Source organism: Kribbella sp. NPDC056345, assembly GCF_042262745.1.
Lineage (GTDB): Bacteria > Actinomycetota > Actinomycetes > Propionibacteriales > Kribbellaceae > Kribbella.
Window position 1 is genome coordinate 1,137,305 of record NZ_JBHJQQ010000001.1, and the last position, 23,498, is coordinate 1,160,802.

At 68.1% G+C, this 23,498-nt stretch carries 23 protein-coding genes; 10 read left to right on the forward strand and 13 right to left on the reverse strand.

Features of this window, described 5'->3' with window-relative positions:
• Positions 1–34 precede the first annotated feature (34 nt).
• On the forward strand, positions 35–832 hold the full coding sequence (locus ACFCV3_RS05130) for a trypsin-like serine protease (protein ID WP_376026228.1): 798 nt from the start codon (positions 35–37) through the stop codon (positions 830–832).
• 69 nt (positions 833–901) lie between these two features.
• Here the strand turns inward: ACFCV3_RS05130 and hpf are convergent, their stop codons facing one another.
• The 5 genes from hpf to mtrA form a co-directional block, all read right to left on the reverse strand.
• On the reverse strand, positions 902–1,525 hold the full coding sequence (hpf, locus tag ACFCV3_RS05135) for a ribosome hibernation-promoting factor, HPF/YfiA family (RefSeq protein WP_376026230.1): 624 nt from the start codon (positions 1,523–1,525) through the stop codon (positions 902–904).
• Between the two features lie 250 nt (positions 1,526–1,775).
• Positions 1,776–2,483 carry a ComF family protein gene (locus tag ACFCV3_RS05140; protein ID WP_376026232.1) on the reverse strand — a complete coding sequence of 236 codons (708 nt, stop codon included), beginning with the start codon at positions 2,481–2,483 and terminating at the stop codon, positions 1,776–1,778.
• A gap of 45 nt (positions 2,484–2,528) precedes the next feature.
• Positions 2,529–4,307 (reverse strand): LpqB family beta-propeller domain-containing protein, encoded by a 1,779-nt coding sequence (locus tag ACFCV3_RS05145; protein ID WP_376026233.1) that lies wholly within the window; start codon positions 4,305–4,307, stop codon positions 2,529–2,531.
• Positions 4,304–5,986 (reverse strand): MtrAB system histidine kinase MtrB, encoded by a 1,683-nt coding sequence (gene mtrB, locus ACFCV3_RS05150; protein WP_376026235.1) that lies wholly within the window; start codon positions 5,984–5,986, stop codon positions 4,304–4,306. The genes ACFCV3_RS05145 and mtrB overlap by 4 nt, the downstream gene beginning before the upstream one ends.
• Before the next feature lie 89 nt (positions 5,987–6,075).
• Complete coding sequence (gene mtrA / locus ACFCV3_RS05155) at positions 6,076–6,753, reverse strand: MtrAB system response regulator MtrA (RefSeq protein ID WP_141859693.1); 678 nt, start codon at positions 6,751–6,753, stop codon at positions 6,076–6,078.
• Positions 6,754–6,965: 212 nt separating this feature from the next.
• On the opposite strand from mtrA, the gene ACFCV3_RS05160 reads away from it, so the two are divergent.
• Genes ACFCV3_RS05160 through ACFCV3_RS05180 form a run of 5 tightly spaced genes read left to right on the forward strand, consistent with a single transcriptional unit; the run spans position 6,966 to position 12,019 of the window.
• On the forward strand, positions 6,966–7,982 hold the full coding sequence (locus ACFCV3_RS05160) for a hypothetical protein (protein WP_376026237.1): 1,017 nt from the start codon (positions 6,966–6,968) through the stop codon (positions 7,980–7,982).
• Positions 7,979–8,614: a DUF4129 domain-containing protein gene (locus ACFCV3_RS05165; protein WP_376026238.1), complete on the forward strand. Its 636-nt coding sequence runs from the start codon at positions 7,979–7,981 to the stop codon at positions 8,612–8,614. Before ACFCV3_RS05160 ends, ACFCV3_RS05165 begins: the two co-directional genes overlap by 4 nt.
• Complete coding sequence (locus tag ACFCV3_RS05170) at positions 8,611–9,759, forward strand: DUF4350 domain-containing protein (RefSeq protein WP_376026239.1); 1,149 nt, start codon at positions 8,611–8,613, stop codon at positions 9,757–9,759. The genes ACFCV3_RS05165 and ACFCV3_RS05170 overlap by 4 nt, the downstream gene beginning before the upstream one ends.
• Positions 9,756–10,727 carry an AAA family ATPase gene (locus tag ACFCV3_RS05175; RefSeq protein ID WP_376026241.1) on the forward strand — a complete coding sequence of 324 codons (972 nt, stop codon included), beginning with the start codon at positions 9,756–9,758 and terminating at the stop codon, positions 10,725–10,727. The genes ACFCV3_RS05170 and ACFCV3_RS05175 overlap by 4 nt, the downstream gene beginning before the upstream one ends.
• Positions 10,727–12,019, forward strand: coding sequence for a DUF58 domain-containing protein (locus ACFCV3_RS05180; protein WP_376026243.1), 1,293 nt, complete (start codon positions 10,727–10,729; stop codon positions 12,017–12,019). The genes ACFCV3_RS05175 and ACFCV3_RS05180 overlap by 1 nt, the downstream gene beginning before the upstream one ends.
• A 169-nt stretch (positions 12,020–12,188) precedes the next feature.
• On the opposite strand, the gene ACFCV3_RS05185 is transcribed toward ACFCV3_RS05180, so the two are convergent.
• Genes ACFCV3_RS05185 through ACFCV3_RS05195 form a run of 3 tightly spaced genes read right to left on the reverse strand, consistent with a single transcriptional unit; the run spans position 12,189 to position 13,977 of the window.
• Positions 12,189–12,887, reverse strand: a complete 699-nt coding sequence (locus ACFCV3_RS05185) for an aminoglycoside phosphotransferase family protein (RefSeq protein WP_376026451.1) — start codon at positions 12,885–12,887, stop codon at positions 12,189–12,191.
• A complete protein-coding gene (locus ACFCV3_RS05190) occupies positions 12,854–13,651 on the reverse strand; it encodes a VOC family protein (protein WP_376026245.1) in 798 nt (265 codons plus the stop codon). Before ACFCV3_RS05190 ends, ACFCV3_RS05185 begins: the two co-directional genes overlap by 34 nt.
• The gene (locus ACFCV3_RS05195; protein ID WP_376026247.1) at positions 13,648–13,977 is read right to left on the reverse strand and encodes an ArsR/SmtB family transcription factor; all 330 of its coding nucleotides are present in this window, start codon (positions 13,975–13,977) and stop codon (positions 13,648–13,650) included. Before ACFCV3_RS05195 ends, ACFCV3_RS05190 begins: the two co-directional genes overlap by 4 nt.
• 73 nt (positions 13,978–14,050) lie before the next feature.
• Between ACFCV3_RS05195 and ACFCV3_RS05200 the strand changes: the two genes are divergently transcribed.
• A complete protein-coding gene (locus ACFCV3_RS05200; protein WP_376026248.1) occupies positions 14,051–14,302 on the forward strand; it encodes an amphi-Trp domain-containing protein in 252 nt (83 codons plus the stop codon).
• Positions 14,303–14,338: 36 nt separating this feature from the next.
• Here the strand turns inward: ACFCV3_RS05200 and ACFCV3_RS05205 are convergent, their stop codons facing one another.
• The 5 genes from ACFCV3_RS05205 to ACFCV3_RS05225 are packed head-to-tail and all read right to left on the reverse strand — an operon-like array spanning position 14,339 to position 19,908.
• Positions 14,339–15,274: an ABC transporter ATP-binding protein gene (locus tag ACFCV3_RS05205; RefSeq protein ID WP_376026250.1), complete on the reverse strand. Its 936-nt coding sequence runs from the start codon at positions 15,272–15,274 to the stop codon at positions 14,339–14,341.
• Positions 15,268–16,221: an ABC transporter ATP-binding protein gene (locus ACFCV3_RS05210; protein WP_376026252.1), complete on the reverse strand. Its 954-nt coding sequence runs from the start codon at positions 16,219–16,221 to the stop codon at positions 15,268–15,270. Before ACFCV3_RS05210 ends, ACFCV3_RS05205 begins: the two co-directional genes overlap by 7 nt.
• Positions 16,218–17,105: an ABC transporter permease gene (locus ACFCV3_RS05215; RefSeq protein WP_376026253.1), complete on the reverse strand. Its 888-nt coding sequence runs from the start codon at positions 17,103–17,105 to the stop codon at positions 16,218–16,220. Before ACFCV3_RS05215 ends, ACFCV3_RS05210 begins: the two co-directional genes overlap by 4 nt.
• A complete protein-coding gene (locus ACFCV3_RS05220) occupies positions 17,102–18,115 on the reverse strand; it encodes an ABC transporter permease (RefSeq protein ID WP_376026255.1) in 1,014 nt (337 codons plus the stop codon). The genes ACFCV3_RS05215 and ACFCV3_RS05220 overlap by 4 nt, the downstream gene beginning before the upstream one ends.
• Positions 18,112–19,908: an ABC transporter substrate-binding protein gene (locus ACFCV3_RS05225; protein WP_376026257.1), complete on the reverse strand. Its 1,797-nt coding sequence runs from the start codon at positions 19,906–19,908 to the stop codon at positions 18,112–18,114. Before ACFCV3_RS05225 ends, ACFCV3_RS05220 begins: the two co-directional genes overlap by 4 nt.
• 132 nt (positions 19,909–20,040) lie before the next feature.
• Here ACFCV3_RS05225 and ACFCV3_RS05230 point away from each other — a divergent pair, with 132 nt between their 5' ends.
• The 3 genes from ACFCV3_RS05230 to ACFCV3_RS05240 are packed head-to-tail and all read left to right on the forward strand — an operon-like array spanning position 20,041 to position 23,116.
• On the forward strand, positions 20,041–20,634 hold the full coding sequence (locus ACFCV3_RS05230; protein WP_376026258.1) for a TetR family transcriptional regulator: 594 nt from the start codon (positions 20,041–20,043) through the stop codon (positions 20,632–20,634).
• Positions 20,631–21,530: an ATP-binding cassette domain-containing protein gene (locus tag ACFCV3_RS05235; protein WP_376026259.1), complete on the forward strand. Its 900-nt coding sequence runs from the start codon at positions 20,631–20,633 to the stop codon at positions 21,528–21,530. The genes ACFCV3_RS05230 and ACFCV3_RS05235 overlap by 4 nt, the downstream gene beginning before the upstream one ends.
• On the forward strand, positions 21,527–23,116 hold the full coding sequence (locus ACFCV3_RS05240) for an ABC transporter permease (RefSeq protein WP_376026261.1): 1,590 nt from the start codon (positions 21,527–21,529) through the stop codon (positions 23,114–23,116). The genes ACFCV3_RS05235 and ACFCV3_RS05240 overlap by 4 nt, the downstream gene beginning before the upstream one ends.
• Positions 23,117–23,498: the final 382 nt, after the last annotated feature.

Sequence of the window (23,498 nt, forward strand, 5' to 3'; positions counted from 1 at the left end):
GCCCGCACGGCCCCTGAGCCCTGGAGTGTGAGGCATGACAGCAAGACTGCAGCTGGTACGCGCCCTTCTCGCCGCTGGAGCCCTGACGGCGGCGTCCGTCGGCGCGGTCACAGCGAGCGCAGCACCGGCACCGGATGCCCCGAAGACCCGCATCGTCGGCGGCACCATCGCCCACACCGCCGACACCCCCTGGGCCATCGCACTCAACAACAGCGGCTCACCGTCACCGAGCAAGCAGTGGTGCGGCTCGACGCTGGTTGCGGCGAACAAGATCGTCACCGCCGCGCACTGCGCCCAGGAGGCAGTGTCGACGTACACGGCGATCCAGGGCCGGGACGTCCTCACTACGACCGGGGGCAAGGAGTCCAAGATCAGCAGCATCTGGGTCGACCCGGAATACGGCAAGCAGCCCGGCCACGACGTCGCTGTGATGACGCTGGCCACGCCGTTCACCGGCGTACCGACACTGGCGCTCGAGACCAGCAAGGCAGCCGACGCCGCGGGCGCCGCCTCTGTCGTCTACGGCTGGGGTGCCACCGAGGGCACCGGCCCGGAGGACACCTTCCAGAAGGTCGACGCGCCCGTACTCGGTGACGCCTACTGCGAGAAGGCGTACGCGAGCCAGGGCTACGCGCCGGACGGCGAGATCTGCGGCGGCTTCGAAGAGGGTGGCAAGGACTCCTGCCAGGGCGACTCCGGTGGGCCGCTCGTCCTGAACGGCCGGCTGTTCGGTGTCGTCTCGTGGGGCGTCGGGTGCGCGGACGCCGGCAACCCGGGCGTTTACGCCGAGGTGGCGACCTACGCAACCGCACTGCAGGCGCAGATCGGCTAGCCACCAAGGACCTTCACAGGGGAAGGCGAAAGGGCCGGGTTCCGCGAGGAACCCGGCCCTTTCTGTGCTTCAGACCGCCAGGCGGATCACGCCGTAGTCGTAGCCGCGCCGCCGGTAGACGACGCTGGGCTGGTTGTCGTCGGCATCGACGAACAGGTAGAAGTCGTGCCCGACCAGCTCCAGCTCGTAGAGGGCCTGGTCAAGGGACATCGGCTTGGCGGTGTGTGTCTTCTCGCGCATCACCAGGGGACCGTCTCCGGTGACGGTCAGCGAGCCGACCTTGTACGTCGCCACCTCGTCCTCGGCGGCGGTGTCCTCCACAGCGGGCTCAATGCCGTTCACCGGCTGCTTGGCGTTCAGGTGCCGCAGGCCCTCCGGGGTGCGTCCACCGTGCACGCGGCGGCGGTCGGCCGCCTTGCGGACCTGGGCGCGGAGCCGGTCCAGGCAGACGTCGAACGCTGCTTGCTTGGTCTCACCGCACGCTTCGGCGCGGACCACCGGGCCCTTGGTGTACATGGTGAGCTCGACACGCATCGCGCGATCGTGCTGTCGCGGGTTCTTCTCCTGACTGACTTCCACTTCGCACCGCAGTACCCGGTGATCGACCTTCTCGATTCGCTCGAGTTTTTCCTCGACGTACTGCCGGAAGCGGTCACTGACCTCGCAGTGATGACCCTTGACAACGACGTCCACGGAAACCTCCATCGATCGGCGACTTCTTGTTACGTCTCCGGACCCCCGAAAGGTCGGAACTCGACTCCTTGCTGAGTGGGCTACGGGTGCTGGGGAGCCCGAAACGAAAGACACCCGTCACCGAGCCGGTCGGAGTCCGTGGCCAGGATTCCGGCTGATCCGGTCCTGCGCCACATCCCTGCCCGACAAGCCCGAACGGGTGTCATAGGCCAACGCTAGTCGGCTTCGGCGAAAACCGGTAGGGAAGTTCTCATGAACCAGACGGCAAACGTCGCGGGGTCGCTGCCAGCACGGCACAGCTGAGCACCGGAATTCCCCGTGATTCCAGCGCGCGGCAGGCTTCGGCGAGCGTGGAGCCGGTGGTGATCACATCGTCGACGACCACGATCGGTTGATGCGTCAGCGGTTCAGCCCAGCGCGAACGGAGGCCGAAAGCCCCGGCCAGGTTGGCGGTACGGCGTTCCGCGGACAGGCCCGCCTGGTCGTCGGGACGCCGTACCAGCCGGAGTGCCGGAGCGACGCGGACGTCGAGCCCCCGCCCACGCAGGGTTCGCGCAGCGGCCCGGGTGATCCGCCCGAGCGGGTCGTGCCCACGCCGGCGGACGGTCGGCCTCGCCGACGGCACCGGTACCAGCCACGCAGTACGGCGCTCGCCAAGAGCAGCCTGTACGGCGGTCGCCAGCACGGCGCCGAGCGGACGGGCCAGCGGGTACCGGGCGTGCTCCTTGTGGGCGATCACCAGTCGCCGGACCTGATCGCCGTACGGCGCGGCTGCGGTCGGCGGCGGCAGTCCGGGCGGCCGTGGATCCGGCCAGGCACGGAACGGAGTCAGCCGACTCAGGAGCCCCCGGCAACCATCACACACCGTGACACCCGGTCGTCCGCACCCGGCGCAGCCGCCCCCGAGCAGCAGATCGACCGCGGCACCCCACACCCCACCACCTTGGTCACTCCGCACGCACTCCACAAGCAGCTTCCGCTTGCCTGTGGACAACTGCGGAGATCAGCCGGGGTAGATCAGGCCGTCGGCCAGTTTCTCGTCGTTGGGCGTCACCCAGTCGAGGTCGCGGCCCTGCCAGTGGATCCGGCCGTCGGGGTCCTCGAAGACCGGCAGGGTGTCCGGGTTCGCGTTGGAGGCGACGTTCTCGATCCCGAAGGTGGGGCTGCCGCCGGGCAGCGGCTGCGGATTCGAGCCGTCCGTGTTCACCAGCCAGGGCTGTGCGGTGGTGCTGCCCGCCGGCTTGCCGGCCACCAGGATGACCTTCTTGGACCAGGCGGCATCGGTGATCCCGGTCAGCGGCACCTGGAGGTCACGCAACTGGTCGAGGACCAGCCCTTTACCGCTCTCCGCAGGCCGGACAGTAGCGGTCTGGACGGTGTTCTTGCCGGTCTTGGCGGACTCGAGCACCAGCAACGCCCGGACGCCGTCCGGTGCCATCCGCAGCACCTGGGGCACGTCGCCGCGGAAGTTGACCGGGACATTCTCGATCACACCGTCCCTGGTGCGGACCCGGAGTCGCGGCACCGAACTGTCGGCCCGGTCCAGGATCCACAGGTTGTCCGCGTTGTCGTAGCTGGGTCGTAGGGTCCGGCCTTCGACAGCGATCGTCTTGACCTTGTCGCCCTGGCCGTTCTGCCCGCCGTCGTCCAGCTTCGCGTAGGCGACCACCCGCTTGCCGTTGTCCATCGTGACGATCGCCCCCGAGTCGCCGCGCAGATTCACGGCGAACGACTTCGCGTCGTACGCGTAGAGCTGGCTCCCGTTGAGTGCCCGAGCGGCCTGGTCGGAGGCGCCGTCGAGCCCGTCGACCCGGTGCACCTTCCCACCGAGCAGGCCGTAGAGGACCGTCGACGCCGACGTGGACGCCGCCGGGTCGTACTCACCCAAGGAGGAGAACTGGATCACGCCCGGGTCCTCCGGCAGCAGCGGTGCGCCGTCGACGGTGATCTTGACCTTCAGGCTGATCTGGTTCAGGGTCCAGACGATCTGCGCCGCCAGCTTGCGCCGGTCCTCGTCCACCAGCTGCCCGGCGGCCTCGTTCAGCGCCACGGTCGCCTCACCGAGCTCGACCGGGACGGAGACCACCACCGCCGTCCCCGGCGGCGCGATCGAGACGGCACCGTTGCCGAGCCGCTTCGTCGGCCCCTTCAGCAGCTCCTGGATCAGCTGGGTGGCGGCCTGGCCGGCGGACAGGTTGTTCTGTGGCAGGTAGACCGGGTCCGGGATCAGCGTCTTGCGGTCCCGGGCGAAGAAGTACAGGTCGCGCGGCGCGAGCTTGGCATCGAACTGGTTGGTGCCCAGCAGCACGCCCGGCGGCACCGAGTCGACCCGGAACTGCCCGTTCACCTTGACGATCTTGAAGGTGAAGTTGGCGTTGTCCTTCGGACCGGCCGGGAGCCACTCACCGCGGTCGTCGATGGTGGCGACTCTCCGCGCAGTCAGCTCGTAGTTGTCGCCCTTCTGCTCCGGCGGGCCGTCCCGCTGGTCGTAGACGACGGTCTGGGTCTCGGGCTTCCACTTCGCCGCTGCCTGCGGAGTCATGTACAGCCGAGCCTGGTCGAAGCCCTGCCGGGAGTCCGACATCGCCTCCAGGAAGCCGTTCACGATGTCGGCCGGCTGAGCACCCTCGCGCGGCGGCTTGGCCTTGACACCGACACCACCGGAGTCCGCAGCCAGGCCCTCGCGGTTGCTGTTGCGGATCGTGCCCTTTGTCGGCACAGTCGCGCAGCCGGTGACCAGCAGCGTGCCGGCCAGCAGCACCGCGAGCATGCGACGCCTCACTGCTCCTCACCACCCGTGAGCTTCTGGTACGGCGCTCCGACGTCGACCAGCGACTTCTCCGTGATCACCCGTACGGCGTCGACCGGGCGGGCCGGAAGCGGTGAGCCGGCCAGCGCCACGTCGGGGCGACGCGGCAGCGTCAGCCGGAAGTACGCGCCCTCGCCAGGTGAGCCCCAGGCATCGAGTCGACCGCCGTGCAGGCGGGCGTCCTCCAGCGCGATCGACAGGCCGAGTCCGGTGCCACCAGTGGTCCGGGCACGCGCCGGATCCGCCCGCCAGAACCGGCTGAACACCATCTCTGCCTCCTCGGCGCGGAAACCGACACCGTGGTCCCGGACCGCGACAGCGGCCGCATCGTCGTCGTACGCGGTGCTGATCAGGATCGGCAGGCCCTCGCTGTGCTCGATGGCGTTGCCGATCAGGTTCCGCAGGATGCGCTCGATCCGGCGGGCGTCCACCTGTGCGCGGCACGGCTCCGGCATGTCCAACTGCACCTCGCAGCCCTTGCGCTCCAGCAGCGTCTCGTGGTTCTCCAGGACGCGGCTGACGATGTCGCGCAGGTCCACGTCCTCCAGGTCGAGCGCGGCCGCACCGGCGTCGAACCTGCTGATCTCCAGCAGGTCCGCAAGGAGCTCCTCGAACCGGTTGAGCTCGTTCTGCAGGAGCTCGACCGAGCGGCGACTCATCGGATCGAACTGGTCGCGCGTCTCGTGCAGGAGGTCGGCCGCCATCCGGACTGTCGTCAGCGGCGTCCGCAGCTCGTGCGACACGTCGGAGACGAACCGGCGCTGCAGACGGGACAGGTCCTCAAGGCGGCGGATCTGGCGCTGCAGGTTGCTCGCCATCTTGTTGAACGAGACCGCCAGCCGGGCCAGGTCGTCGGTGCCGCGGACTTGCATCCGCTCCTCGAGCTTGCCGGCTGCGAGCCGCTCGGCGATCCGCCGGGCCATTCGGACCGGTGTGACCACCTGGCGGGTGACCAGCCAGGCCACTGCGCCGAGCAGCACGACCAGAAGCAGGCCGGCCGTGACCAGGGCACGCTGCACGACATCCAGCGTCTCCTGCTGGGCAGTGAGCGGGAAGAGGAAGTAGACCGCGTACTTGTCCCGAGTGCTGTCGACCCGCAGCTGCGAGCCGATCACCAGCCCCGGTGCGCTCCGGCCGTCGGTGTACTGGATAACCGTGTAGGTGTCCCAGAGCTTGGTGTCGTTGCTGTTCACCGACGACTCCAGGACCTGCGGCACGGAGCCGCTGTCGACCAGACCGGTGTAGCGGACCGCGTTCGAGCCGCTGTTACCGATCGGCGACAGGACGACGTCGTACAGACCCGGGCGGTTCGAGCCGAGGACCAGCTGGGACAGCTGCTGGTTGACGGCGGTCGAATCGGCCGCGTTGATGTTGCGCGTCAGCGAGTTGAGCTGGGCGATCGCCTCGGCCTGGGCGCTGAGCCGACGGGACTCCAGGACGCCGTCGGTGACCTGGCTCATCATCACCCAGCCGACCAGCAGCAGGACGACGGTCGACATCAGCAGGGTGCCGGTGACGATCCGGGCCTGGATGGAACGTCGCCAGATGTCCGGCCAGTACTTCGGGTGCGTCCGCCAGAGCGGTTGCGGGTAGGCATGCCACTCAGCCGCGGCGGCCGTCAGCTCCAGCTCCGTGCCGCGCGGCTCGGCCACCTCCTGCTCGGAGGCGGCCGACTGCTCCGGCCCTGCCGGTACGGCGGGGTCGGAAACAGCCTGCGACTCTTGGTCGCGTCCGTACTCGATCAGTCCGCACCAGCCTTGTAACCGACACCGCGGACCGTCACGACGATCTCCGGGTGCTCAGGGTCCTTCTCGATCTTGGAGCGCAGCCGCTGGACGTGCACGTTGACCAGCCGGGTGTCGGCCGCGTGCCGGTAGCCCCAGACCTGCTCCAGCAGCACCTCGCGGGTGAACACCTGCCAGGGCTTGGAGGCCAGGCAGACCAGCAGGTCGAACTCCAGCGGCGTCAGCTGGATGGTCTCCCCGGCCCGCTTCACCGAGTGGCCGGCCACGTCGATGGTCAGGTCGCCGATGGTCAGCGACTCCGGCCCCGGCTCGTCCATCCGGCGCAGGCGGGCCCGGATCCGGGCCACCAGCTCCTTGGGCTTGAACGGCTTGACCACGTAGTCGTCGGCCCCGGACTCCAGGCCGAGCACCACGTCGACGGTGTCGCTCTTCGCGGTCAGCATCACGATCGGTACGCCGGACTCGGCCCGGATCGCCCGGCAGACGTCGATGCCGTCCATCCCGGGCAGCATCAGGTCGAGCAGCAGCAGGTCCGGTTTGAACTCCCGGAACGCCGGTACCGCTTTGTCACCGGTCGCACACAGATACGTGTCGTATCCCTCGTTGCGCAGCACGATGCTGAGCATCTCCGACAACGCGGTGTCGTCGTCGACGATGAGAATGCGGCCCCGCATCGTCCGGTTACCATCTGCCACGCGCTGCTCCTTGCCGTCCGACTCGTCGTGCGCCCGGTGCATGCCGTCCGTACGCACTACGGATAGTGTCCCATTCCCGGGGTAGTGCACACGCCGGATCGCCGATTGACCCCGGTTTGGGCTGTGATCATGGTGCACGGCCCGGCGGTGCGACAACTCGGGGTGCACCCACAGGCGGAGGGGAGGCGGACGTGAGCGACGACATCAGGCTGCACGAGGACCCGGCGGCCGAGCCGCTGCGGCCCTGGCTGCCGGCCGATCTGCTGGACAACGCGGCCCGGACCATCTCCGACAACAAGACCATCATGCTCGGCCTGCCGGTGCTCGCCGCGGTCGCCCTGCTGGCCGTCCAGGCCGCTCTGACCGAGGTCGCCGTACCGGGTGGCATCACTGGGTTCTTCGGGGCCGACGACCCGTTCGAGCAGGCCGGTGGGGCCTTACTGCTGACGTACGGCGTTCAGCTCGTGCTGTTCGCAGTCGTGTCCAGCACGCTGGCCGGGATCATCGCGCTGGCCGCTGTCCGCAGTCAGCTGGGTCATCGGGTCAGCGCTCGCGAGCTCCTGCGGCTGGTCCGGCGCACACTGCCTGCACTGGCGGCCGTGGGACTGCTGCAGTCGCTGTCGTTCATCGTGCTGATCGGTGGCTGGCTGCTGGCCGTGTTCGGGATCGGCGCCGGCGCGGAGTCTGCGGTCTCAGGTGCTGTGGCCGGCGGAGTCGCCGTAGCGCTGATGCTCCTGGGCGGACTGCTCGTGCTGATCTTCGGAATCCGGCTGGTGCTGGCCGGGACCGTCGTACTGATGGAAGGTAAGCACGCACCGGACATCGGGCTGTACATCCCAGCCAGAGTGGGGATCGTCGGCGCATTGCGACGCTCCTGGCAGCTGGTGAAGGGCAAGTTCTGGCGGGTGTTCGGCATCCTGCTCTTCGCCGGTGTGGTCGTGAACATCGTCAGCTACGCCCTGCAGTTCGGTGTCACGACGCTGGTGATCACGGTCGGCTCCTGGGCCGATGCAAGTGACAGCAGCGGCGGCACACTGATCGCCATAGTGGTCGGAGCGGCGGCAGGGATCGCCACGGTGATGACCCTGATCGCCAGTCTGGCCTTCATGTCCGCCGTACAGGCTCTTGTCTACCTGGACCTGCGAGTACGGCGTGAGGGCCTGGACCTGTGGATGCGTCCGGCCCTGCGCCCGGGAGGTACCGCGTGATCTTCGCCGAACCGCCGGTCGACATCACTCGCGACCAGGCTGCCCGTGAGGCCGCTGAGGAGCTCTCGAAGTCCGCCTACCGGCAGTCGAGCGGTTCGCTGATCGAACGTGCCGTGAACAAGCTGATCGACTGGATCGCCGACCTGCTGGACAGCGTGAGCGGCACCTCCCCCGACGGTCACCTCGGACTGATCCTGCTGGTAGCACTGATCGCTCTGATCGTCGTGGTGGTGCTCTGGCGAGCCGGCGTGCTGCGGACCAGCAAGCGTGGCAAGCAGCAGCAGTCCGTGTTCGACACGTCCCGGCCGCGGAGCGCTGCGGAGTACCGGGCACAGGCCGAGAAGGAAGCTGCCTCCGGCGACTTCACCCATGCGATCCGCAGCCGGTTCCGGGCCTGCGTGGCCGAGCTGGTCGAGCGGACCATCCTCGACGACCGCGCCGGCCGGACGGCGTACGAGGTGGTCGCAGACGCCGGACGCGTCGCGCCGACGCTGCGCGACTCGCTGCAGCCGGCCGCACTTGCCTTCGTCGAGGTTGTCTACGGCAACCGTCCGGGGACACCGCAGCGGTACGTCGTGGTGGTCAAGGCAGATGAGGCGGCGCGTGTCGCACGGGTCAAGGTGAACGGATGACCACGAGTGTGCCGGTCGGCCGGGGCGCCGCGGAGAGCTGGCGTGCACTGCGGCGGCCGATGCTCGTCACGGGCATCATCGTGCTGGTGGCGATCGTCGTACTGATCGCCACTACTGCCAGCACGTCAGGACCGTTCAGCCCGGACTCCACGGAACGGGACGGTGCGCGGGCGCTGTCGAACCTGCTGAAGAAGCATGGTGTGAACGTCCACGGGACAGAGCGGCTCTCTGATGCTGTGAAGCCCGGTGCGGGCAAGGCGCTGCTCATCGGGCCGAGCGGCCAGCTGGATCGGGCGGACTGGCAGCGGATCGCGGACGCCGGCTGGAGTCACCTGATCCTCATCCGGCCCGGCCGGGTGCAGCTGAGTGTGCTCGCCCCAGGTGTCCGGGACGCCAGCCAGACACTCAGCTTGCGCAGCCGCGAGCCGGACTGCGACCTGGCGGCCGCAGTGAAGGCTGGGACAGTGACTGTCGGCGGGACGACGTACTCCGCTCCGCCGGGCGCCATCACCTGCTACGGCGACGGGATCAACCACACCGTGGTCCGGATCGACTCAGGTTCCCGGACCATCGACGTCATCGGTACGTCGCGGTCCTTCACCAACAATCAGCTTGCGGACGACGGAAACGCCGCACTGGCGCTGAACATGCTCGGCACCCATAAGGACCTGACCTGGTACCTGCCGCAGTTCGAGAGCGACGGTGTGGACGAGGAGCGTGGCGACGGACCGCCGCTGGTCCCGCCGGATGTCCGCTACATCGCCTGGGCGCTGGCGTTCGCCGTACTGGTGGTTGCGCTGTGGCGCGGCCGACGGCTGGGACCTGTCGTGGTGGAGCGCTTGCCGGTGATCGTGCACGCGGCCGAAACGACAGAGGGCCGCGCGCGGCTCTACCGCCGGTCGAGAGCACGTGACCGCGCAGCGGCGGCGCTGCGGGAGTCGGCACTCGGCAAACTGCACAAGGCGCACGGCATCCCACGACGAGCCGAGCCGAGCGCAGTGGTTGCCACACTGGCCGCTCGGACCGGGTGGGACCCACACACGCTGTACGAAGCGCTGTACGGCATGCCCCCGCTCGACGACGCCGCTCTACTGAACTTGTCCGACGTACTAGACGTACTCATGCAGGAGGTACGGAACCCGTGACCACAACTGAGGTCAGCGCTGACCAGGCGCGGCAGGCGCTGGTGGCGCTGCGGACCGAGATCGGCAAGGCCGTCGTCGGTCAGGAGACCGCGGTCACCGCACTGGTGCTGGCGCTGCTCTGCCGTGGCCACGTGCTGCTCGAGGGCGTCCCTGGTACGGCGAAGACGCTGATGGTGCGGGCACTGTCGATGGCGATGCGGCTGGACACCAAGCGGGTGCAGTTCACGCCGGACCTGATGCCGGGTGATGTGACCGGGTCGCTGGTCTACGACGCGAAGACGAGTGAGTTCGAGTTCCGGCCGGGTCCCGTGTTCACCAACATCATGCTGGCGGACGAGATCAACCGGACACCTCCGAAGACGCAGGCTGCGCTGCTGGAGGCGATGGAGGAGCGGCAGGTCACCGTCGACGGGGTGTCACGGAAGCTGCCGGTGCCGTTCGTGGTGGCCGCGACCCAGAACCCGATCGAGTACGAAGGGACCTACCCGCTGCCGGAGGCGCAGCTGGACCGGTTCCTGCTGAAGGTCACGCTGGACATCCCGCCGCGGGACGCCGAGATCGCCGTACTGGCTCGGCACGCGCAGGGGTTCGACCCGCGCGATCTCGAAGCGGCCGGACTGCGGCCGGTGGCCGGGCCGGAGGACCTGCTGGCCGGACAGAACGCCGTACGGCGGGTTGCGGTTCGGGAGGACGTCCTGGCGTACGTGGTCGACCTGTGCCGGGCGACGCGGCAGTCGCCGTCGTTGCAGCTCGGAGTGTCACCGCGTGGTGCTACTGCGCTGCTGCACGTGTCGCGGGCGTGGGCCTGGTTGTCGGGCCGGGACTACGTCATTCCGGACGACGTGAAGGCCATGGCGCGTCCCTGCCTGCGGCACCGGGTGCAGGTGCGGCCTGAGGCCGAGCTGGAAGGCGTCAGTGCGGATGCGGTGCTGGAGAGCGTCCTCGCGACCGTGCCAGTGCCACGCTGATGGTTCTCACAGGCAGGGCCGGGCTGCTGGCTGGTCTCGGGGTGGTTTTCGTCGCCCTGGTGATGCCTAGCTGGTCTGGCGTCGGTGTGGTCGTCGCAACCGTGGCGCTCGTGTGCCTGGTTGACCTGTTGCTGGCGGGGTCGCCGCGGCGGCTGCAGTTCAGTCGCGAGGGTGACACCGCCGTACGGCTTGGTGAGCAGGCTGCGGTGCAGTTGCTGGTAACCAATCCGGGGCGGCGGGTGCGCGGGCTGCTGCGTGACGCGTGGCCGCCGTCTGCCGGCGTACTGGACCCACCACACAAGTTGGACCTGCCTCATGGTGAGCGACGTCGGCTGACGACCCGCCTGGTGCCGACACGACGTGGCGACCGCCATGCGGAGCGGGTGACGATCCGGGCGATTGGTCCGCTCGGCTTTGCCGGCCGGCAGGGTGGGCATCAGGTGGCGTGGACAGTGCGGGCGTTGCCGCCGTTCAACAGCCGCAAGCACCTGCCGTCGCGGTTGGCCCGGCTACGCGAGCTGGACGGCCGTACGGCGCTGCTCGTGCGCGGACAGGGGACCGAATTCGACTCGCTGCGCGACTACGTGCCAGGTGACGACGTCCGCAGTATCGACTGGCGAGCAACGGCCCGCCGGGGAAGCGTCGTACTGCGCACCTGGCGTCCCGAACGCGACCGCCAGGTCGCCATCGTCATCGACTCCGGCCGGATGTCCGCTGGGCGCGTCGGTGATGCGCCCCGGCTCGACCACGCGATGGACGCGGCACTGCTGCTGGCCGCGCTCGCCACCCGCGCCGGTGACCGAGTCTCCTTGCTGGCCTGCGATTCCGCCGTACGGGCCGACGTACGACGCCCTGCGCCCGAGGACGTCCTGCCGTCCTTCGTGAACGCCCTGGCCAACGTCGAAGCCGAACTCGTGCAGACCGACTTCCGCGTCGTCGTCTCACAGGTGCTGGAACGCCTGGGCCAACGGTCCCTGGTGGTCCTCCTCACCGGCCTCGACCCCGCCGTCATCGAAGAGTCTCTGCTCCCCGTGATCGGCCCCCTCCTCCGCCGCCACGTCATCGTCCTGGCCTCGGTAGCCGACCCCCGCCTGACCGAACTCGAATCCACCCGCTCAGACCTCATCGAGGTCTACAACGCCGCCTCCGCCGCCCGAACCCGCCTCGACCGAGACCGCGTCACCGCCGTCCTCACCCGAGCCGGCGTCACCGTAGTAGACGAGAACCCAGACCAAATAGCCCCCGCCCTGGCCGACACCTACCTAGCCCTCAAAAAAGCCGGCCGCCTGTAGCCCCACGCACTACCTCACCCGGCGCCCCGGCCCCCCCGGCGCAACTTGAACGGATATCCCTCGGAAGTGCCCCTTCTCAGCTCGTATACGGCGAGAGAAGGGGCAACACCAACTGATATCCGTTCCTATAGCCCGGACGCCTTCGGGGGTGAATCCTCCCCGGTTCCGATCAGCCGAGGTGGGACTCGAACGTGTCGCGGTGGGTTGTGGTGAAGTTGTGTTCGCGGCGCGACCAGGTGATGCGGTCGGCTCGTTGTTGAGGGGTTACCTGGGCTGTGGTTTCGGTCCAGAAGCGGACGTTGCGGGACTGGCGTTCGAGGACGGCGTCGACCAGTGCGCCACGGTGCGGCTGGGTGAGTCCGTAGGCGTCGGCCAGGACTCTGACTTGGGTGGCTTGGCGGGTGGGGTCGTTGTGTTTGGAGGCTATGCACCAGGTCCAGGCGGCGTAGCCGAGGTCTTCCAGGGGGCTGCCTGGTTCGGCGGTGTCGAAGTCGATCAGGGCGGCTGGGAGGTTGTCGCGGAAGATCGTGTTGTTGGGGCCTGGGTCGTGGTGGCAGATGACTCGGTCGGGTGCTGTGCGGGTTGCGTCGTGGAAGGCTCGGAGGAGTACGCCGAAAGCTGCCAGCTGGTCATTTTCCCAGCGCTGGAAGCGGTCTGGGACCCAACCGTCGAGGTAGCTGAGGATGTCGCGCCCCTCCTCGTCCTGCCCCAGGTAGCGCGGCGCTCCGGCGAAACCGCGTGCTTCGAGGAGCCGAAGCAGATCCGGCGTTCCGGGTGACGCGGGGCGGTATCCCCAATCCGTACGACGCCTGGGGTGATGCGGCCGCCTTGCATCTACTGGGTCGGGCGAGCCTGGGCGAAGGTCCAGTGGTGGCCTTCCAGGTCCTCGGTTTCGTAGCGGCGGTAGCCGTGCTGGTGGATCTCGGACAGGATCTTGGCGCCGGACTGCTGGGTGTGGGCGAAGTGGGCGTCGAGGTCGTCGACGTAGATCCAGGTGCTGTGGTCGTGCTGGGGCGGGCGCTCGTCGGTACGCCGGAACAGGAGCAGACTGCAGTTGCCGACGTTGAGCTCGATCCAGGACGGCGTGGTCCCCTCGGCCGGGATCTTGTCCCAGGAGTCGAGGCCGAAGACCGTGTGCAGCCAGCGAGCTGCGGCCGCCGGGTCTTCGTAGTACAGGCCGACGGCCAGCCGGTCGAGCTCACGGGGCGAACTGGACGCGGCACGACGGGCGATCCATTGCGGAACCCAGTGGATGACGTTCGACCAGAAGTAGAAGGCCTTCTCGCCACCGGTGACGAGCGCTTGTACGACGGTCACTCGGGTGCCGTTGTCGTAGGCGGCGAAGGTGATCTCGGTTTCGGTGTCGTCGACGGAACTGCGGTAGGCGAAGCGGACGCCTGGCTCCCAGTCGGTGATGGTGCCGAGCACGAGGACGTCGTCGGGCAGCGAGTACACCTCGAGCAGACGGCCGCCGACACCTGGCTCGATCTGCATGGCGGTGGCGCGGGCCGCGTCGAAGAAGTTGATCGGGCCGCGGACCCACCACAGGTCGATCTCCTCGGTGAAGATCCGGAACGCGGTCGCCGGGTCGACCGGGACCTCTACGGTTGCTGTCGCTGACAAAGCGGTCATGAGTTCTTCTCCACATGTCGTTTGAAGGCACCGAGCTGGTCACGCCAGTGCGCCTGGACCTGGTCGAGCCAGGCCTGGACGGCGACGACGGGTTCGGGGTTCAGCCGGAAGAGGCGGACGCGGGCGTCGTCCGGGACGCGCTCGTCGGCGACCAGGCCGGCCTCGAGCAGGATCCGCAGGTGCCGGCTCATCGCGGGTGACGACGAGCCAGTGGCGACCGCCAGCTGACCGGCTCGCTGCGGGCCTTCGCCGAGCAGCCGGACGACCTGCCGCCGGGTCGGATCGGCGAGTACCTCGAAGAACCGGTCCACCTGATCTTCCACCATCCCGCAATAGTTCTATCCGCCGTTAACTATTGTCAACCCCTGGAAGAACCCCGCGTTTGGTTGGATAGGCGCCATGAGTGAGAGAGATGTCGAGAAGGACTACACGGTCGCCGAGTTCGCCGCCAAGCTGCGCCGGCTGGCCGACGCCCTGGAGGCGGGCAAGCCGTTCCGGATCCAGATCGCCGGAGAGCGTTTCACCGTCCCGAAGAACGCCCAGATCAGCGTCGAGCACGAGCGCTCCGAGGACGAGGAAGAGGTTGAGTTCCAGCTGAAGTGGGCCCTCGCCGACGCGGACGAGGACCCCGAGGACGACGACGAGGTGTGAGCCAACGACCTGCCGGGCCCCCAGGGTCCCGGCAGGTCAGCTCGCCGGCCGCAGAGCCGGTACGACGTGGCAGGCGACCTGCGCGTCGGTGGTCGCGGGAACGACGGGGAGCGGGGTCGAGTGGCAGGCGTCGACACCGTTGCCGGCGGCTACTAATTGGCAGCGGGGATGGAAGCGGCACCCGGACGGGATCTGCGTCGGGTCCGGCGGTTCCCCGGTCAGGATGATGCGTTCGGGCGACTCCGGCAGGACCGAGAGCAGTGCCTGGGTGTAGGGATGCTGTGGGTTCGTCAGCACGTCCTCGGTGCGCCCGGACTCGACGATGCGGCCGAGGTACATGACCGCGACCCGGTCGGCGATGTTCCACGCCAGCCCGAGGTCGTGGGTGACGACGAGCGCTCCGAGACCGAGGTCGTCCCGCAGGCGCAGCAACAACGCCAGGATCTCGCCCCGGATCGACGCATCCAGCGACGCGACCGGTTCGTCCGCGATCAGGATCTTCGGGTCCAGCGCCAGCGCACCCGCGATGACCACCCGCTGCCGCTGACCACCGGACAACTCATGCGGGTACCGCAGAAAGAACCGCTCTGGCGGACGCAGGCCCGCCCGGGCCAGCGCCGAGGTGACGACCGCTTCCTCGTCGGGCAGCTTGTGGATCCGGGGGCCTTCGGCAACCGCTTCATAGACGGTATGGCGGGGATTCAGCGACCCCATCGGATCCTGCAGGACGAGCTGGACCTGCCGCCGGAAGGCGCGTAATGCGCGACCCGAGTACTTCAGCGGCGAGCCGTCGTACGAGATCGTGCCGGACCTCGGACGTTCCAGGCCGAGGAGGGTCCGGGCGAGCGTGGTCTTGCCGCAGCCGGATTCGCCAACCAGGGCAACGATTTCACCGGCACCGACCGAGAGGTTCACCCCGTCGACGGCACGCGCCCGGCCGAACTCGACCACCACCTCAGTTGCCTCTAGCACGTTTCCTCCACCAGTACACAGGCGGCCGACCGGGCGTCCCCGGCCGGGCGAAGCTCGACCAGATCGGTTGAACACGACTCCAGCGCGACCGGGCAGCGCGGATGGAACGAGCAGCCACCAGGCAGGGACTGCGGGTCCGGCGGGTCACCGGCGAGGCCCCGCGGAGCGAGGCGAGAGGCCGGATCGCCGACCGTCGGGAACGCGGCGGACAACGCCTGGCTGTAGGGATGCCGGAACGCCGAACCAGCCGGACCGGTCTCCACCAACCGCCCGGCGTACATGATCGCGAGCCGATCGCAGACATCCGCGAGGACCGACAGGTCGTGCGAGATCATCAGCAGCGAGATCCCGTGCGAGGCAATCAACTCGCGGATCAGCGACAACACTTGAGCCTGCACCATCAGGTCCAGGGCCGTCGTCGGCTCGTCCGCAATGATCAGCTGCGGCGAACAGGCCAGTGCCATCGCGATCATCACTCGTTGCCGTTGGCCACCACTCAGCTCGTGCGGATAGCTCCGCGCCCGCCAGCCCGGCAACCCGACCTGCTCCAACAGCTCCGCCACCCGGGCGCGAGCCTGGGTAGGCGACGCCAGCCGATGCACCAGCAACGGCTCCGCGATCTGCTCGCCAATTCGCCGTACCGGATTGAGCCCGTGCTGCGCACCCTGGAAGACGATCGACGCCGACGACCACCGGACCGCACGCAGGCGGCCCCACTTCATTGCCACGACATCCTCGCCACCCAGCAGGATCCGCCCCTCGATCCGGGCGGACCGCGGCAGCAACCGCAACAACGACAGCGCGACCGTCGACTTGCCCGATCCCGACTCCCCCGCCAGCCCGACTGCCTCCCCGGCGGCCAGCGACAACGACACTCCCCGTACGGCGGGGACCTCGCCACCCGCCAGCCGGTACGTCACCGAAAGATCGTCGAGCTCGAGCATCATCGGGCCGCCCGGGTCCGGAGTCGCGGGTTCAGCACAGTCTCCAAAGCCCTTCCACACAAGGTGAAAGCCATCACCACGGCCACGATGCAGAGACCCGGGATGAGGATGTACCACCAGGCCCCGGCGGTCGCCGCACCCCAGTCGTACGAGCCGCGCAGCATCGTCCCCCAGGAGGTCTTGTTCGCGCTCACGCCGAGGAACGCCAGCGTCGACTCGGTGACGATCGCGCTCGCCACCTCGAGCGTCGTACTTGCCAGCAGCAACGGTGCCACGTTCGGCAGCACGTGCCGTGTCGTGATGTGCCAGTGGCCGGCACCGAGGGCGTGCGACCGTTCGATGTACGGGCGGGCCTCGACCGCGAGCGTCTGCGCGCGGATCAGCCGGGCCGTCGACGGCCACGACGTCACCCCGATCGCGATGATGATCGTCGCCGTACTGCCACCGAGAATCGCCGCCAGCACCAACGCGGTCACCAACGACGGCAGCACCAGGAACCAGTCGGTCACCCGCAACACGATCGCTCCGGCCCAGCCTCGGAAGTGACCGGCGGCGATCCCGAGCACAGTCCCGATCACCATGCTGAGCAGAGCCGCGAGGAACCCGATCAGCAACGAGGTCCGCGAACCCCACCAGATCATCAGCAGCACCGACCGCCCGGACTCATCGGTTCCCAGCGGATAGTCCCAGCTCGGCGGCGCCAGCTTGGCACCCGTGCCTGAAACCACATTGGTGACACCGGAGTCGATGAACAGCGGCGCGATCACCACGAGCACGACCGCCACGACCAGTACGACGAGGCCCGCCATACCGGCCTTGTGCGTGCGGAAGTCGCGCCAGAAGCGTTGCACAGAACGCTGTCGCCGCACCCAGGCCAAGTTGCTCATACCGACCTCACCCGCGGATCGAGCACGTGGTAGATCACGTCGGCCAAGGTGTTCATCAAGATCACCGACACCGTGATCAGCAGGAACGTGCCCTGCATCAAGGTGAAGTCCGGCACTCGGATCGCCTCGTAGAACAGCTGCCCGAGCCCCGGCCAGCTGAAGATCGCCTCGACCGTCACCGCACCTCCGACGACGAATCCGATCCGCATGAACACCAACGTCACCGTCGGCAGCAACGCATTCGGTACGGCGTGCCGCCGCCGGATGTCGTCGTCCTTCAGCCCCTTGGCCCGGGCGGTCGTGATGTAGTCCTGCTCGACCTCATCCAGCACCGACGACCGCATCACCAGCAGGTACTGCGCGTAAACCACCGCCACCAAGGTCAGACACGGCAACACCATGTGCTGAGCCACATCGAGCACATACCCGAACCCGTCGGGCGCATCGACGCTTGAGATTCCCCGCGTCGGGAACAACCCCGGGATCGGACCGATGCCGGCCGCGAACACCATCAGCAACAACAGCCCGAGCCAGAACGTCGGCACCGACCACAGCACCAGCGACACCGCCGTCGAGAACCGGTCGAACCGCGAACCCGGCTTCCACCCCGCCCGCGCACCCTGCCAGATCCCCAGGCTGACCGCCATCACCAGGGCGGTCCCGGTGAGCAGCAGCGTCGGCCCGATCCGCTCACCGATCAGATCGAGCACCGGCCGCTTGTACTCGTACGACGTACCGAGGTCGAACCGCAGCGTCTGCCCGACGAAGTGCAGGAACTGCTCAGGAATCGACTTGTCCAGCCCGAGCCGCGCGCGCTCCAGATCCAGCTGCTCCGGTGTCATGTTGCGCCCGACCGCCAGTGCGCGCACCGGGTCGCCCGGCAGCATCCGGAACAGGAAGAAGGTCGCCACGACCACCATCGCGATACTCAGCAGCGCCCCGCCCGCCTTGGTCGCCGCGTACCGCAGCAACCCGTGACGGGCCGGAGCCGCTTCGATGACAACGGTCATTCGCGCTCGTCAGCAGCACCCTGACGCCGCCGCGCCAGCACGAACCCACCGAGGGCCAGTACGACGACCGCCGCCGCGATGGCCGCGATCAGCCCGGGGTTCGGACCGCCGTCGCCTTCTGCGGCAGCATCCTTCGTCACCGCCTCGACGGTGTAGAACGGCCAGTAACTGCTGCCGCCGTACAGGAGGCCCTTGTCCTCGGGGATCGGCGTGATGCTGGCGATCCGGTCCTTGCGGTAGCCCTCGAGGTCGTTCGGGTAGTAGAGCGCGATCACCGGCGCGTCGACGTACAGGCGTTCCTGCATCTTCTTGATGAGGTCGGCCCGCTTCGGGCGGTCGAGTTCCTTCTGCTGCTGCTTGTAGAGGTCCTCGTACTGCGGGTCGCAGTAGAACGATTCGGTCCCGCCACCCTCCCCGGACGCGGTCGGCCGCCGGCTGCAGAGGTGCGTGCCGAGGACCTCTTCGGGGTCCGGGTTCACCGACCAGCCGCTGATCGCGATGTCGAACAGGGCCGTCGTGCCGGTCTCCTCGGTGAACTTGCTGGAGTCGAGCCGGCGCGCGGTGAGCTGGATCCCGAGCTCCTTGAACCAGCCGGTCAGGTATTCGGCGAGCTTCTCCTCGCTCGGCGCATCGGTGTGGATGCTGAAGCGGAACGCGAGTTTGCGCGATCCGTCCGGCATGGTTCGGATGCCGTCGGCACCCTTCTTGTAGCCGGCGTCGTCGAGGATCTTGTTGGCCTTGGCCGCGTCGTAGCTGATCTTCTCCGCGCCCGACGCCTCCCAGAAGAAGCTCTTGTACAGCGGCGGCACGATCGATCCGTCGGCCGGGCGGGCCAGCCCGTTCTGCGTCTCGTCGACCAGCTTCTGCTTGTCGATCCCATAGTGCAGCGCCTGCCGCACGCGCGGGTCCTTCAGCGCCGGATGACCGTCACCGATCGGCTTGTTGTCGCTGGTGGTGGCGCCGTGATTGACCTGCAGGTACGTCGCCCGCCGGCCCTCGGTGTTCCACTGGACGATGTTGTCGTCACCCTTCAGCGACTCGAAGTCCGGCGGTGCGAGCCGGCCGATCAGGTCGATATCGCCCTTCTTCAGCCCGACGATCGCGGCGGCCGGGTTGTCGTAGAAGATCAGCTGCAGCTCGTCGATCTTGGCCGGTCCGCGCCAGTAGTCCTTGTTCGCCTCGAGCCGGACGAACTGGTCCTTCTTGTACTCGACCGCGACGTACGGACCGCTGCCCACGGTCGGGTACTGATCGGCCTCGTACTTCGCGATGTCCGTGACCTTCTCCCAGACGTGCTTGGGCATGATCGGGACCGGGTTGTCGAGCATCGACGCCTGCGGCGCCTTCAGCTTGATCGTCAGGTCCTGGCCGTTCGCGGTGACACTGGCGAAGTTCTCGACCGCGGGACCGTTACCGGCCTTCGCCGCGTCGTCGGTCATCATCTTGGTGAACGTCCAGGCGGCATCGTCCGCGGTGATCGGCTGGCCGTCGGACCACTTCGCCGTACGGATCTTGAAGGTCCAGGTCAGCCCGTCGGGTGACGTCGTCCAAGACTCGGCGAGGTCCGGGCTCGGCTGCAGGGTCTTGGGGTCGGGCACGGTCAGGAAGCTGTACATCCAGCGCTGCAGCGACCCAGAGACCAGCCGGACGGCCAGGAACGGGTTCATCGAGTCGACCGCCTGGGTGACGCCGACCTTGACCACTTTGCGCGCCGGGTCGGCGGCGAACGCCGTTCCCGGTATCGCGATCACCAGGCAGAGCGCTCCGAGGACTGACAGCCACCGTTTGATCATGGGAAGAAACCACACCAGCACACGCTGTCCTGTCAACGAGGTACCAATCTTCGTCACATATACGTCATCATCTTTCCTCTTGACTACACGATCGTGTAGTTGTCTACTCGATTGTGTAGCTAGGAGGCTGGAATGAACGACGACCTGACCGCGCGGGCCCGGATCCGGGACGCGGCGATCAAGCTGTTCACCGAGCGCGGGATCGAGGGTGCCTCGATCCGCGATATCGCCACCGAGGCCGGTGTCTCGTCCGGGCTGGTCCGGCACCACTTCGGGTCGAAGGAGGCCTTGCGGGAGGCGTGCGACACCTACGCCCGCGACCGGATGTTCGAACTCGGCCGCGAGCTCGTCGACGAACAAGGGCTGGAGAACGTGAACGTCGGCACCGTGCAGCCCATCGCGTTCCCGCTGCAGACCTACCTGGTCCGGTCGATGATGGACGGCTCGGAGACCGCGGCTGCCCTGTTCCTGCAGACCGTCGAGTACGGCGAGGAGTGGGCGAAAACGCACGGCGTGGTCACCGACGACTTCCGAGCCTGGTCCGCGGTGATCACGGCGATGAAGCTCGGCGTCTACGTCCTCCGCGAGCAACTCGAACTCGCCCTCGGCGAGGACCTCGCCTCCACCTCTGGTTACGCCCGGCTGAACCGGGCCTTCGTCGACATCTTCTCCCACCCGCTACTCACCCCCGAGCAAGCTGCAAATCTCCGAAAGGACAACTCATGACCGCTGCGGCGATCCACACGGAGGGCCTGGTCAAGACCTTCGGGCGTACCCGCGCCCTGGACGGTCTCGACCTGACGGTCCGCACCGGTGAGGTACACGGCTTCCTCGGCCCGAACGGCGCTGGGAAGACCACTACGATCCGGATCCTGCTCGGCATGACCCGCCGCTCCGACGGGACCGCGCGCCTGCTCGGCGGCGATCCGTGGTCGGACGCGACCGCCCTGCATCGCCGGCTCGCCTACGTCCCCGGGGACGTGACGCTGTGGCCGAACCTGTCCGGCGGCGAAGCGATCGACCTGCTCGGCCGGATGCGCGGCGGTCTCGACAAGAAGCGCAAGGCCGAGCTGCTGGAGCGGTTCGACCTCGACCCGCGGAAGAAGGCCCGGACGTACTCGAAGGGCAACCGGCAGAAGGTCGCGCTGGTCGCGGCGTTCGCCTCGAATGTCGAGCTGCTGCTCCTCGACGAGCCCACCTCGGGGTTGGACCCGTTGATGGAGGAGGTCTTCCGCGAGGTCGTGCAGGAGACCAGTTCCGGCGAGGGGAAGACCGTGCTGCTCTCGAGCCACATCCTGTCGGAGGTCGAGGCTTTGTGTGAGCGAGTCACGATCATCCGGGCCGGTCGCGCGGTCGAGAGCGGGACACTGTCCGGGCTGCGGCATCTGACTCGAACGTCGATCACCGCCGAGCTCGCCGGCCCACCAAACGGTCTCGCCTCGCTGACTGGTGTGCACGATCTCCGGGTCGACGACGGGGTGGTGCGCTTCGACGTCGACACCGAGGAGATCAACGCCGTACTGCGTCAGCTGGTCGATGTCGGCGTCCGGAGTCTGGTCAGTCAGCCGCCGACGCTCGAGGAGCTGTTCCTGCGCCTGTACGAACCGGAGGCAACCCGATGACGACCCTGGCTGGAACCGGTGGGTTGATCCGGCTGATCCTGCGCCGGGACCGGATCGTGCTGCCGCTGTGGATCGTGTTCCTGTGCGCAATCCCGGTCAGCTTCGCGGCGTCGTACGGCGAACTGTTCCCGACTGCGGAATCGCGTCTGAACTACGCGAACAACGCGGGCTTCATCACCCTGTACGGCGAACTGTCCGGGACCTCGCTCGGTGAATTCGTCACCTGGCGGCTCGGGTTCGTGCCGCTGATGGTCGGGCTGATCGGTCTGCTCACGGTCATCCGGCACACCCGGGTCGAGGAGGAGACCGGGCGTTCCGAGCTGCTCGGGTCGAGCGTGGTGGGGCGGCACGCGGGACTGGCCGCCGCGCTACTGGTTGCCTTCGGCGCCAATGTGGTGCTCGGTGGATTGCTTGCCGTTGGCATGCACAGTCAGGATCTGCCATGGGCGGGATCCGTTGCCATCGGCCTCGAATTCGCCAGCGCAGGCTGGTTCTTCGCCGCGATTGGCGGGGTCGCTGCACAGCTGACCGCCAACGCCGGGACCGCGCGCGGGATGGCGATCGGCGTACTGGGGGCGTCGTTCGTACTGCGTGCGGCTGGAGACACGAGTGGGCATACCGACGGTCCGCTCGCCTGGTTGTCGTGGCTCTCGCCGATCGGCTGGGCGCAACGGATCCACCCGTACGGCGAGAACCGCTGGTGGCTGGGCGGACTGTTGCTCGCGGCAACCGCCGTACTGGTGGTGACCGCGGTTCAGCTCGCCGTACGGCGTGATGTCGGGTCGGGGCTGTTACCGGCTCGACTCGGGCCGGCCGAGGGACGGTTGGGGTCGCCGCTGGGATTGGCCTGGCGACTGCATCGTGGGCTGCTCGCCGCGTGGACCTCGGCGTTCGTCCTGCTGGGCCTGCTGTTCGGCGGCGTCGCCGAAGGGGTCGGCGACATGATGGGGGACGATCCGAAGATCCAGGAGATGTTCCAGCGGATGGGCGGCGCGGCCGGGCTGATCGACTCGTTCCTGGTCGGCGTCATGATGATCACCGGGCTGATCGCGTCGGCGTACGCAGTCCAAGCCACGCTGCGGCTGCGCGCCGAAGAGACCAGCGGCCGCGCCGAACCGGTCCTCGCCACCGCAACCAGCCGCCTCCACTGGGCTGCGAGCCACCTGGCCTTCAGCCTGCTCGGCCCAGCCATCGCCCTACTCGCCGCCGGCACCTCCGCCGGCCTCGCCTACGGCCTCGCAGTCGACGACCTCAGCACCCAACTCCCCCGCCTCATCGCCGCCGCCCTCATCCAACTCCCCGCCGTCTGGCTCCTCGCCGCCCTGACCCTCACCCTCTTCGGCCTCCTCCCCCGAGCCTCCCAAGCCGCCTGGGCCGGCCCCACCCTCTGCATCCTGATCGGCCTCACCAGCGCCGGCATCCAACTAGCCCCCTGGCTCAAAGACCTCTCCCCCTTCACCCACCTCCCCCAACTCCCCGGCGCCCCCATCCACCTAACTCCCCTAGCCGTCCTCCTAACCATCACCGCAGCCCTACTAGCCACCGGCCTAACCACCCTCCACCACCGAGACCTCCCCACCCCCTAACCCCCAACTCATGGGTCAACCCACCAGCTTGTGGCTTCTGCACCCACATGCAATGGGTGAACCCACAAGCCAACGGGTGAACCCACCAAATGCACCCGCCGCCCAAGCGCCCCGCCCGGGCAGCTCGCCACTGAACCCACTGGCTGAGTATCAGAAGTGGGGTAGACGGCTGGCGGGAGTGCCCAGCCACTCGGTCGTCGTCGGGGCAGGGGCGGACGCCCAGGCCATCACAAGTGAGCGATGGGCGGGGGCGTACGCCTGAACGGGGACCGTGAGGTGCGGTTGTGATGGCGTGGCGGTCCGCACTTGAGGGCGGCGTGCAGACCAGGGGCGGGTAGTTGGTGTCAAGAATCGGGGTACTGCTCCGACGTAACCTCTAAAG